The following is a 12742-nucleotide window of genomic DNA, read 5'->3' as shown; positions in this document are numbered from 1 at the left end:
AAAAAACATATCATTTTTAAGTCACTAACAGTTTTGTTAGCACTCATGCTGTTTGTTCCAGCAGGTGTAAAAATGGCTCATGTTTTTGCACATCATCATCACAAAGTATGTACTAATGGTGATAATTTGCATATTCACCAAGTAGATTTAGATTGTGAATTTCATAAGTTTCAAATCAATAACAACTTCTCTTTTTCAGATTACACTTTTACATTCTTTATTGAAAAAGAAACACCAATAGAACTTGTTTCTCAATACAGTTTTATTAGTGAATTTCAACGCTTACAGGCCTCTCTTCGCGGCCCTCCAGTATTAATTTAATTATATCTCATCCCGGATTTCTTCGGTTATATTATTCATTAAATTAATACGTTTTCTTTTAATTCATTTTAACAAGAAAGCGCAAACTCTCTCATTATGCGAATATTTTTAAGCGCGTTGCTATTTTTAGCAATCTCGAGTGTATATGCTCAAAATACAATAAGTGGTGTCGTTTTAGATGCTTCAAACCAAGATCAGTTAGCCTTTGTAAATATCTATTTCCCAGATTTAGAAAAAGGTGCTGCTACCGATGAAAACGGACGCTTTTCTATCGAAAACTTACCTTCTGGTAGTTATAATATTTTATTTTCTATGATTGGTTATGAAACTCAATCTCTAAAATTAATTATACCATCTACAGAAGACATTGAAATAAAGTTAACTCCATCTGCCATAGAAATGCAGAGTATCATTATATCAACGCCTTTCCATAAATTACAGCGCGATAATGTTATGAAGGTTGAACAAAAATCTATTAAAGATTTAAAAACCAAGGGCGCTGTAACTTTAGCCGATGGAATAACAAATATTGCAGGTGTAGAAAGTGTAACAACCGGTATGGGTATTGGTAAACCTGTAATTAGAGGTTTAAGCTCTAACCGTGTTGTAGTATACACACAAGGTGTTCGTTTGGAAAATCAACAATTTGGAGGCGAACACGGCCTTGGATTAAGCGATGCTGGAGTTGAAAGTGTAGAAGTTATCAAAGGCCCTGCTTCCCTACTCTATGGTAGTGATGCTCTTGGTGGAGTTTTGTATTTAAATCCAGAACGTTTTGCTGAAGAAGGAACATCTAGTGGTGATTTAGGAGCAAATTACTTTAGCAATACACAAGGCTTTAACACTAGTGCTAGTTTTAAAACTTCAGAAAATAATTGGAAATTTTTATTTAGAGGAAGTTTAGCTGAACATTCAGATTACGATACCGAAGATTATCGCGTAACAAACACACGTTTTAGAGAACAAGATTTTAAAGCAGGTGTTGGCTATCAAGTTTCTAAATTTAAAACTGAATTTCGTTACAATGTCAACCATTCTAAACTTGGAATTCCTGAAGAAATTGGCGAACAATCTACAAACAAAACGCCTCTATTACCTTATCAAGATATTACAAACCACGTGATGAGCTCTAAATCAACCGTGTTTTTTAACGATTCTAGATTAGATATTAATATAGGCTATATCTATAATGATAGAAAAGAGTTTGAAGAAGAACATGACCACGATGAAGATGAGGAACATGAAGAAGAAGATCATGACGAGGAAGAGCACCATGATGAAGAAGATCACGATGATGATATTCTAGAAGCAGCCTTGCACATGAAGCTTAAAACGGCTAACTATGATGTTAAATATAGCTTACCACAATTAGGGAAGTTTGAGACTATATTTGGTGTACAAGGTATGCACCAAACCAATTCTAATTACGGTGAAGAAGAACTTATACCAGACGCAACAACTAATGATTTTGGTATTTTAGGAACATCGCATATTCATTTTGAAAAAGCCGATATACAAATTGGAGCGCGTTTTGACACCAGAACTATAGATGTGCTAAACGGGTTAAATAAAAGCTTTGAAAGTTTTAATGGTGCTTTTGGAGTTAAAACAGATATTGCTAAAAACTTAACAACCCGTGTAAATTTAGCAACCGGGTTTAGAGCTCCAAACTTATCAGAATTAACTTCGGAAGGCAGTCATGAAGGTACAAACCGTTATGAAATTGGAAATGAAAACTTGAAAAGTGAACAAAACTTTCAAGCAGATTTGTCTTTAGAATTTCAGAATGAACATTTAGAGCTTTTTGCTAATGGATTTTATAACAAAATAAATAATTACATTTTCTTATCTCCAGATGGCAGCTTTGTGAATGATGATCCGGTTTTTCTTTATTTACAAGACGATGCTTACCTATATGGTGGAGAATTTGGTTTTCACTTACACCCACACCCTATAGATTGGTTACACTTTGAATCTAGCTTTGAAATGGTTACAGGAAAACTTGATAATGACAGCTATCTACCTCTAATTCCTGCAAATACTTTAACCAATATGGTGAGAATAGAATTTGAGAAAAACTGGATTCAAGATGGTTATGCCTTTGTAAAACTCCTAACCGCTTTTGACCAAAACAACGTTGGTGATTTTGAAACAGCAACTGATGGTTACAGCTTATTAAGTGCAGGACTAGGCGGTAGTTTTGAGGTTTTCAACAATGACGTTCAGGTTACAATCTCTGGTACCAATTTAACAAACAAAACATACATTAGCCATCTATCTAGATTAAAAACCGATGGTATTTACAATATAGGCCGTAGCATTAATCTAGGGTTTATTTTTAAGCTTTAGTATATAAAGCATCTCTCTTTAAAGGTCTGTAAGTGTAAAAACTTGCAGATTTTTTTTATGTTTTAATAAATCTTGAGACAAGATTTTAAAATTTACATACTTATATGTAAAAATACATTTATCTCCCTTAGAAAGGCCTAGATTTTGCGTTAAGGATTGAGCGGCTTGTTTGAAATCCTTTTTTTAGGCTATACTCTAATAAATATATTAACATTATTATCACGGCATGGCATAACCTTTTATCAATGTGTCTTAACTAAAAAAAGATTGAGTAGCGAAAGCCTGACCCTTTTGGGTAACGCCCAAGATTTAAGAAAAGAAAAAGCCCATAAACTAATTAGTTCATGGGCTTTAAAATTATATAAAAAGTTTACTTTATTTCTTTTTACTCTGAGCTTGCTTTTGTTGTTCTGCTTGCTCCATCATTTCAGCCATTTTTTTCTGAAATTTGTTTTGCTTTTTAGGCTGTTTTTTCTTCTCTTGAATTTGTGCATGAATCTTATCTTCATCTAAAATAAAATTCTTAATCACTAATATAATTCCGATACTAATTAAGTTCGAGATAAAGTAATATAAACTTAATCCTGAAGCGTAATTATTAAAGAAGAATAACATCATAATTGGTGAGAAATACATCATGTACTTCATCATTTTTGCCATATCCGGCATACCTTCTTGCTGTGGTTGCGATTGCATGTTTTGCCCTGTTGTTAATTGCATATAAAAGAAAATTGCAATCGATGCTAATAACGGAAATAAACTTACGTGGTTTCCATAAAACGGAATGTTAAACGGTAAATCTGCAATAACATCATAAGATGATAAATCGTCTGCCCAAAGGAAAGATTTTTGTCTTAAATCGAATGCAGAAGGGAAAAATTGAAATAAAGCATAGAATACAGGAAGCTGTATTAAAGCTGGCAAACAACCTGCCATAGGGCTTGCTCCTGCTTTAGTTTGCAACGCCATAGTTTCTTGTTGCGCTTTCATTTTATTGTCTTTATGCTTTTCGCGAATAGCATCTAATTCTGGTTTAAGAATTTTCATTTTCGCTTGCGATAAAAACTGCTTGTACTGTACAAATGATAGCATTAATTTAATTAAAACCGTCATAGCAATAATAGCGATACCGTAAGGTAAAAAGCCTCCTAAAAAGCCGAATAATGGCGTAAAGATATAACGGTTAATCCAACCGAAAAGTCCCCAACCAAATGGCACTAACTCGTCTAAATTACGATCATAAGAGTTTACAACGTCAAAATCATTAGGACCAAAATAGAAATCCATAGACTGGTTCAGCTCTCCTGCTTGTAATGCCAATGGCATTTTAGAATCGAAATATTTTGTATAGACCGTATCTACAACTTCATCATCAACTAAGTTTTCAGATTTAATCTGTGCTGTTTTAAATGCTGTATCTGTTAATAATACAGATGAAAAGAAGTGTTGCTTATAGCCTATCCAAGTTACATCTTCTAACTCCTCATCAGCATCACGAGCACCTGTGTAGTTCGCTTTGCCATCTTCATACTCATAATGAATATCCGTATACCTGTTTTCATAAGAAATACTTTTAGCGTGTCTATATCCTTTTAAAGCCCAGTCTAAATTAATAACTTGAGAGCTATTAATAACATCGCTTAACCCTTGAGAACGTACCGTAAAGTCGATCATGTAATCGTTAGGTTTAAGCTCGTAACGGTATTCTAAAAATTTAGATTCTGATACTTTAAGTTTCATTGAAACTACAGTATTCTCTCCACTTTTAGTTACAGATGGCGTAAAGTATAAATCTTTAGTATTTAAAGTTCTACTATCTGTTGTTCCAAAATTAATATTGAACACTGAATTACGATCCTTTATGATGTAAATAGGAAGTGAATCGTAATTAACAAACTTTTTAAGTTGTAATTCTGAAAGGTAACCACCTTTGTTGCTAAATTTTAAAGCGAAAACATCACTTTCAACAAGGGTTTCTTTATCTGAAGCCGTTGATGCTGCATAAGCAAAAGCACCAAATTTATTTTTTAAGCCAATCAATTGTAATGAATCTGAAACACCAGCAGCTTTAAAATCGTCTGCCGTAATTACTTTGGTGTCATTTTGCTTGGCACTATTTTCTGCTGCAATTTGTTCTTGCTTTGCTTTTTCTTGTGCTTCAAGCTCTTCTGGCGTTGGTTTATTCTGCCAAAGCATGTACGCTAATATTCCGAAAATAAGTACAAAACCAATAATCGAATTAACGTCTAATTTCTTTTCTTCCATGTATTCAAATTTTAGACCTGACAAATTAAAACATCCATCAGGCCTTTTTCTATTATTTTTCTTAAATCAAAAAACTATCCACTATTCGTTTTGTGCCATCTTGGCACTTTTACGCTTTTTACTAAAGTTTAATCCTGCTTTTACAAAAGCTACAAATAAAGGGTGCGGATTGGCCACTGTACTTTTGTATTCTGGATGATACTGCACACCAATAAACCAAGGATGCGTAGGGATTTCAACGATTTCAACTAAACCTGTATTTGGGTTTAATCCTGTTGCTTTCATTCCGGCAGCTTCAATTTGCTCTCTGTAATCACTATTAAACTCATAACGATGTCTATGACGTTCGCTAATACTTTCCGATTTATAAATATCACGAATGGCCGAACCGATTTTTAAATCGCAATCCCAAGCTCCTAAACGCATGGTACCTCCCATATCGGTAACACTTTTTTGCTCTTCCATTAAACTGATAACCGGATTTTTGGTATCCGGACTCATTTCAGTAGAATCAGCATCTTTTAAATTCAGTACGTTTCTAGCAAATTCAATAACTGCCATTTGCATACCTAAACAAATTCCGAAAAACGGCACATTGTTTTCACGTACATAACGTACAGCATCAATTTTACCTTCAATACCACGCTCACCAAATCCTGGTGCTACTAAAACACCATCTAAATGGCCCAGTTTTAGTTTAGCATTATCTTCATTTATATATTCTGAATGTACAGATTCAATATTAACTTTTACTTCATTTTCCGCTCCAGCGTGAATAAAAGCTTCTAAAATTGATTTATAAGAATCTTGTAATTCTACATATTTACCAATTAAACCAATAGTAATTTCATACTTTGGATTTTTATGACGATGTACAAATTTATTCCAGTTCGAAATATCTGGTACAATGCTTTCTAAATTTAACTTTTTAAGCACAACTTTATCCAGACCTTCTTCTAGCATTAAATTAGGTACATCGTAAATAGTTGACGCATCTATAGATTGAATTACAGCCTCTTGCTTAACATTGCAAAACAATGCAAGTTTACGACGTAATTCCATAGGTAATTGGTGCTCGGTTCTACAAACCAAAATATCGGCTTGTACTCCACTTTCCATTAATGTTTTTACACTATGTTGGGTTGGTTTTGTTTTTAATTCGCCAGCCGCAGATAAGAATGGTACTAAAGTTAAATGAATAACAATACCGTTATTTTCACCTAAATCCCAACGTAATTGGCGTACAGCTTCTATGTATGGTAATGATTCAATATCTCCAACAGTACCACCAATTTCTGTAATTACAATATCGTAATCGCCAGATTTACCAAGCATTTGAATACGCTCTTTAATCTCATCGGTAATATGAGGAACCACCTGAACCGTTTTTCCTAAAAATTCACCACGGCGTTCTTTTTGAATTACACTTTGGTAAATACGCCCTGTAGTAACGTTATTTGCCTGACTAGTTGGCACGTTTAAAAAACGTTCGTAATGTCCTAAATCTAAATCGGTTTCGGCACCATCCTCGGTAACATAGCATTCACCATGTTCGTAAGGGTTTAAAGTCCCTGGATCGACATTGATATACGGATCTAGTTTTTGAATAGTTACTCTATAGCCTTGTGCTTGTAGAAGTTTTGCGAGCGATGCCGCGATAATCCCTTTTCCTAGGGATGATGTAACCCCACCGGTTACGAAAATGTATTTTGCTGTAGTTGTCATGTTGCGCTTATAAACGCAGGCAAATTTACAAAATTTAAATAGTTATTTAGGAATTGTTTTAGGCTAATTTGAAAGTGATTGATTAATAATGATTTTGAAGTAATTTTGAGCTCAAATTTATTACTAAAATCACTAAATTTTAAAAGGAATTATTGTCTAGAAATAAATAACCTATAGCACTTGAAACTATTTTCCAAATCTATAAATTAATACAGTAAAGCTTCTCTTAAAACACTAATAGGATGTTTTGCAACACGGCCTGTACCATCTTTAATTTGATGGCGACAACTTGTACCATTTGCGGAAATAACAGTCTCTACAGCTGCTTTTTTAATGGCAGGAAACAACGTTTGTTCGCCTATTTGCATACTTACTCTATAATGTTCTTTCTCGTAACCAAAACTACCTGCCATACCGCAACAACCACTCGGAATTATGGTTACTTTATAATTTTTTGGCAAATTAAGAACGGTAAAACTAGACAACTGATTGCTATCAGATTTTTGATGACAATGTCCATGGAATTTAATGGTTTTAGCTTCCGAAGTAAATTGTTCTGCTTTTATATTCCCTAATTCAATTTCTTTTTGAATAAACGCTTCAATTAAAAATGTGCTTTTTGCTATAGATTCTGCTGAAATTTTATCGTCTGCTAATTTTAAATATTCATCTTTAAAAGTTAGAATAGCCGAAGGTTCAATACCAATTAGAGGTGTGTTTTCTGAAATTATATTTTTAAAAATATTAATATTTTTATTAGCTGCTTTTTTGGCTTGCTCTAATAATCCTTTAGATAAATAGGTTCGTCCAGACTCCTCATTTGCAACCATTTCAACCTTGTAATTTAAAGCATTTAAAAGCTCTAAAGCGTCTACTCCTACTTCAGTATCTAAATAATTTGTAAACTCATCATTATATAAATAAACAGTTTTAATATATCTTTTAGAAGTTCTAGTTTTAGAATGAATTTTATATTCTTTTTCTAAATTTTTACTTGAAATTAATGGCAATGTACGTTCGGGAGCAATACCAAATACTTTTTTTAATGTTGAAGATGTAAACCTGTTTGAAAACATGAAATTAGTTAAACTTGGCGCTACACTTCCTAATTTATTTAATTGATTATTATAAGCGAAAAGTTTTGTTCTAAACGGAATACCATGTTCTTTTTGATATTGATATTGAAACTCTGCTTTTAAACTCGCCACATCAACACTACTTGGGCATTCCGATGCACAAGCTTTACAACTTAAACATAGATCGAACACAGATTTTAACTCTTCATGATCAAATTTATTTTCTTTATCAGAATTCGTTAAAAACTCTCGTAGAGCATTAGCACGTGCTCTAGTAGTATCTTTTTCGTTTCGAGTTGCACGATAACTTGGGCACATGGTTCCGCCAAACTCTGGTAATTTTCTACAATCTCCAGAACCATTACATTTTTCAGTTTCTCTTAAAATGCCCTGGGATTTCGAAAAATCGAGCATTGTTTTTATTTCAGGTTCTTTACGGCCTACTTCGTAACGCAGTGCTTGATCCATAGGAAAAGCATCTACAATTTTACCTTGATTGAAAATATTATTAGGATCGAAAACCGATTTTATACGCTTTATTAATTGGTAATTTTCTTCACCAATCATTAAAGGAATAAATTCAGCACGTACAATACCATCGCCATGTTCGCCACTCATGGATCCATTATATTTTTTAACTAAATGAGCTACATCAGTGGTTATTTTTCGAAATAAAACAACATCTTCAGCTTTTTTCAAATTTAAAATAGGGCGTAAATGCAGTTCTCCTGCACCAGCATGTGCGTAATAAATGGCGTCTTGATTGTAGCCTTTCATTAAAGCAGTAAACTCAGCTATATAGTTTGCCAAGTCTGGTAAAGCAACTGCAGTATCTTCTATACACGCTGCCGATTTTTTATCACCAATCATATTTCCCAACAAGCCTAAACCTGCACTACGTAAATTATTTGCTTTTTGAATATCATCTCCAATCAGCAATGGGTAAGCATAACTAAGATTTGATGTTTTTATAGCTTCAACTAAAGCTAAACCTAAAGCTTCCACTTCGGCAACAGAATTGCCTCTTACCTCGCACATTAAAATAGCTTTGGGATCGCCTTCTATAAATGCTCTATTTTCTTCTTGGGTTTTATTTTGTTTAGTACAATCTAAAATGGTTTTATCCATCATTTCGCAATTGAACAAATTATATTTCATAGTTAATTCTACAGCACTTAAACAGTTTTCTATACTATCAAAATGTGCCGCAACCATAATGGCTTCGCTAGGTGGAAGTTTATCTAATTTTAAAGTAATTTCCGTTGAAAAAGCCAATGTTCCTTCACTACCAGAAAGCAGTTTACACATATTGAATTTCTCAGGAGTTTCCGAAAAAACATTCGATTTTATTAACTCATCAATAGCATAACCTGTGTTTCGTCTATGAATTTCTGGTTTAGGGAAGTTTTCAATAATTCGGTTTTTGACTTTATCCTGTTTTAATTCTTCGTAAATCGATTTATAAATCTTTCCCTCTAAAGTATTTTCTATTATTTTCTTTTTAAAATTATCAGAAGTTAATTCGCCAAAAACAGCTTCACTTCCATCACTTAAAATAGTTTCTAATTGTAATACTTTATCTCTGGTAACACCGTATTGAATAGATGTTGTTCCAGATGAATTGTTACCAACCATCCCACCTATCATACATCGGTTTGAAGTCGACGTATTTGGGCCGAAAAACAAGCCGTGAGGTTTTAAAAAATTATTAAGCGCATCGCGCACAACACCCGGTTGTACCGTAACGGTTTGCTCCTCTTTATTAAACGCTATAATTTTGGTGAAATATTTTGAAACATCTACCACAATACCTTTACCAACACATTGCCCTGCTAAAGATGTTCCTGCTGTACGCGGAATTAAAGTTGTATTATTAGATTTTGCGAAACTAATTAGCTTTTTTATATCTTCTTTATCCTTTGGATATGCAACCGCCATGGGCAACATTCTATAAACCGAAGCATCTGTGGCATAAATAGATTTTGATAAATTATCGAATAATAATTCTCCAGATAACTCCGATTTTAAATCAGCTAAAGTCATTTTATGTATAAATATAGTTTCGTTAAATACAACGGGCTTTTAAGAAAAGCGCCGCGCCATTAGAATAACTAAATTCTAATAATATCAAAGTTATTAGTTTTAATTAAAAAGCGGCTAGTAATCTTAATTAATTTATGCAGATTTTGAAAATGAAGACGCGCATAAACTATAACTATTTATTTAGGATACTTACGCTGTATATTTCTAATTAAATCTTCCAAACCATTTAATTTAAGTTCATAAACTTGTTTAAGCATATCGCCTAACTTTCCTTTTGGAAACCCTTTATTATGATACCAAACCACATAATATTCGGGTAAGTCTATTAAGTAACGATCTTTATATTTACCAAAAGGCATTTTGGTATGGGCTAATGTTATCAGGAAATGTTTATCTGGAACCACAGGGTTATTCTATAAGTTTAAATTTAGACAGCTTATCAAGTTCTTTCTTAATAAAAAGTTGCCATCGTTGTTGAGCATCGATTTTTTTAGAGTGATCTGTTTCCGCATCATAGCGTTTTTGCATCATTCCTAAATCGGTAACATGTTTTTTGTAAATTACTTTTAATTTAGCCTTAATATCGTTTGAAACTTTTTGTTGAGCAATTTCTTTTCTAAATTTTCTTGCAAACAATTCTGTTATATCAAAATGCAATTGCTCATGCTCTAAAATATAATCACTGGCTTTATCTTTATGAAACCAAGATTTTTCGACACTAAAATAAGCATGTACTTCAGTTGTATAACTTACAATATTAGAGTTTAATTCTTTAACAGAAAAACCAAAGCTAATTCCTGATGCAGTTTCTGCAACTGCTCCTGAATTCTGCTTTGGTTTTCCTTTAAAATCTGACCAAGACAATTTATAATCATCTTCCCAAGAAATAACAGCTTCTCCTGTTTGGAAGCTTATAGTACAAAATAAAAATGCTAATATTTTAATCACAATAAAAAATTGAATTTATTAATATGATATAAAACAATTAGATTATATCTTGGTTTACTTTTAATTACTTCACTTCTACAATACGTAAATTTTGATGTTTTACTAAATAGATACTGTCGTTATAATACCCCCCAGAAATATCTTTTTTATAAGCAAATTTACTTTCAATATATTCTGTTAATGGCGCGTCGTTAACCGACTCATACAAGCTATTTGAAGATACCAAACGTAAAACCACATCCATCGTTAAATCGAAACCACGAACAGCTCTTTTGTTTGGAGTTGTGTTATACATACTTTCATATTTTTTAACAAAGCTATTCTCCGTTTCATCAAACCATTTTGAAGTTGCTGCAAAATGAAAATTTAATTTAGATAAATGCTCGTTAGAAACCTGATCACCTTCAAAAGCATCATTCATATCGGTTGTAACCAAAGTGATTTTCTTTTTGTCGTTATTTTTTTGTCCAGGCTCTATAGTATTATTAACCGAAGCTAATAAACTTGTTACATTCGATACAAAACCAGCATTAGTGGTTTCTAAAAACACATAGTTATTACCTGCTTTTAATGAACCTACAATATCATTAACAAGTACATAATTTTCATCTTGCCCTTTTTTATTCTTTCTTGAATAAACAATAGAAGCTTGATTAAACGTACGCTTTAATTCGTTTGCTATAGATACGTGTTTAGAATCTGCCACAATAATAACATTATTACTTAAGGTGTCTTTTTTAACGAATTGTACAATTCTACTTTTTAATAATTCTGTTTTAGGTCTAGATTGAAAAACGTTAGAACGTAATTGTAAATCTAACCCAATTGGAGAAACTACTGGTACATTGTTTACTTGTAATTCTGATGCTACTTTAGCAAATGTGCTTGGCGTTAATGGGCCAATAACAGCATCTACATCACTAAAATCGTTAGCTGCCAAAATTCTGGACACTTCACTTACTTCATATTTGGTATCATAAACATCAACTTTAAGAGAAAGACCTAAAGCTTTTAAAGAATCGATAGCCATTAAAACTCCAGATTGAAAATCTAAAGATGCATTTAAATACGGATCACTTTTAATACTTTTTTTAGTGTCTTCAGTGGTATCAAACTCCACACGATTTAATCTAAAAGGTAACATAACAGCGATATGCTTAGTACCGTAATCTTTTATCTTCATTTTTAAATCAGAAGACGTACCATCATAACTTGCGTTTACAACACCCGCTAAATTAGTATTGCCTTGTGGTGTTTTTAAAATCATACCAACTTTTAATCCCGTTTCTTTTAATTCAGGATTTAAAGCTTCTAGCTCTTCTTGAGTTAAACCTAATTTTAGTTTTAGACGATAAAATCCTTCTTTAGGTAATACTTTATAATAACCGTAAGTTTCATCAACCTTCTTAATTTCTTCTTTCTCTAAATTAGGAACATTAATTTGTTGCCCTTCTTGAAGTACAGCTCCCATTTTAGGGTTAAGCGCTTCCAATTCTTCTAAAGTAATTCCAAATTTATAAGCAATACGCCACTTACCTTCTTTGGCTTGTACCAAATATGGTTTTGTATTCTTTACTTCATCAACAACTTTAGTTTCTTTTAAAATAGGGATTTGAAGCTTATCACCTTTACGAAGTGTATTTGCATATAAAAACTTGTTGTACTTTTTAATATCATCTTCCGATACATCGTACTTTTTAGCTAAACTGTATAACGTTTCTTTGCGTTTAGTTTTATGTGTTCTAAAACCTTTTAATTCCTTTACCGTAGTAACTGTTGGCTTATTAGCTTTAGAAATAGGAATAATTAAAATAGTGTTTGCCTTTAATTCCTTTTTAGCATCTGGGTTTAAAGTATAAATATCGTTCGCGGTTATATAATAACGCTTAGCAATACTCTCTATGGTTTCCCCGGCTTTTACTTGGTGTGTACTAAAATTTTGTGCTTGTAATGTGCCAAAACTACACATTATAGCAATTAAAATAATGGAAAAGAATTTACTCATTTATGTTTTT

General features: G+C 32.6%; 8 protein-coding genes. 2 read left to right on the top strand and 6 right to left on the bottom strand.

Annotated features, from left to right (window positions below):
- Window positions 1-45 precede the first annotated feature (45 nt).
- Window positions 46-321: a hypothetical protein gene (locus tag DFQ06_RS02320; RefSeq protein ID WP_052415525.1), complete on the top strand. Its 276-nt coding sequence runs from the start codon at window positions 46-48 to the stop codon at window positions 319-321.
- A 96-nt stretch (window positions 322-417) separates the two neighbouring features.
- Window positions 418-2670 (top strand): TonB-dependent receptor, encoded by a 2253-nt coding sequence (locus DFQ06_RS02315; protein WP_133965800.1) that lies wholly within the window; start codon window positions 418-420, stop codon window positions 2668-2670.
- A 375-nt stretch (window positions 2671-3045) separates the two neighbouring features.
- Here DFQ06_RS02315 and yidC read toward each other — a convergent pair whose 3' ends face one another.
- The 6 genes from yidC to DFQ06_RS02285 form a co-directional block, all read right to left on the bottom strand.
- The gene (gene yidC, locus DFQ06_RS02310) at window positions 3046-4935 is read right to left on the bottom strand and encodes a membrane protein insertase YidC (RefSeq protein WP_133965799.1); all 1890 of its coding nucleotides are present in this window, start codon (window positions 4933-4935) and stop codon (window positions 3046-3048) included.
- Between the two features lie 81 nt (window positions 4936-5016).
- On the bottom strand, window positions 5017-6660 hold the full coding sequence (locus tag DFQ06_RS02305) for a CTP synthase (protein ID WP_042506491.1): 1644 nt from the start codon (window positions 6658-6660) through the stop codon (window positions 5017-5019).
- 206 nt (window positions 6661-6866) lie between these two features.
- On the bottom strand, window positions 6867-9779 hold the full coding sequence (locus tag DFQ06_RS02300) for an FAD-binding and (Fe-S)-binding domain-containing protein (protein WP_133965797.1): 2913 nt from the start codon (window positions 9777-9779) through the stop codon (window positions 6867-6869).
- Between the two features lie 176 nt (window positions 9780-9955).
- Window positions 9956-10183, bottom strand: a complete 228-nt coding sequence (locus tag DFQ06_RS02295) for a DUF3820 family protein (protein ID WP_074936106.1) — start codon at window positions 10181-10183, stop codon at window positions 9956-9958.
- Between the two features lie 4 nt (window positions 10184-10187).
- Window positions 10188-10727 (bottom strand): DUF922 domain-containing protein, encoded by a 540-nt coding sequence (locus DFQ06_RS02290; RefSeq protein ID WP_083415716.1) that lies wholly within the window; start codon window positions 10725-10727, stop codon window positions 10188-10190.
- Window positions 10728-10791: 64 nt separating this feature from the next.
- Window positions 10792-12732, bottom strand: a complete 1941-nt coding sequence (locus DFQ06_RS02285; RefSeq protein ID WP_133965796.1) for a LysM peptidoglycan-binding domain-containing protein — start codon at window positions 12730-12732, stop codon at window positions 10792-10794.
- Between the last annotated feature and the right edge of the window lie 10 nt (window positions 12733-12742).

It is taken from the genome of Algibacter lectus (genome assembly GCF_004368925.1).
Lineage (GTDB): Bacteria > Bacteroidota > Bacteroidia > Flavobacteriales > Flavobacteriaceae > Algibacter > Algibacter lectus.
Note: the sequence above shows the minus strand (reverse complement) of the source record. Positions and strands in the feature narration are given on the sequence as shown.

What these genes read in the sequence shown, in the direction of transcription:
- DFQ06_RS02320 (WP_052415525.1), top strand. Translation starts at nt 46, where the DNA reads ATGCTGTTTGTTCCAGCAGGTGTAAAAATGGCTCATGTTTTTGCACAT.
- DFQ06_RS02315 (WP_133965800.1), top strand. Translation starts at nt 418, where the DNA reads ATGCGAATATTTTTAAGCGCGTTGCTATTTTTAGCAATCTCGAGTGTA.
- yidC (WP_133965799.1), bottom strand. Translation starts at nt 4,935, where the DNA reads ATGGAAGAAAAGAAATTAGACGTTAATTCGATTATTGGTTTTGTACTT.
- DFQ06_RS02305 (WP_042506491.1), bottom strand. Translation starts at nt 6,660, where the DNA reads ATGACAACTACAGCAAAATACATTTTCGTAACCGGTGGGGTTACATCA.
- DFQ06_RS02300 (WP_133965797.1), bottom strand. Translation starts at nt 9,779, where the DNA reads ATGACTTTAGCTGATTTAAAATCGGAGTTATCTGGAGAATTATTATTC.
- DFQ06_RS02285 (WP_133965796.1), bottom strand. Translation starts at nt 12,732, where the DNA reads ATGAGTAAATTCTTTTCCATTATTTTAATTGCTATAATGTGTAGTTTT.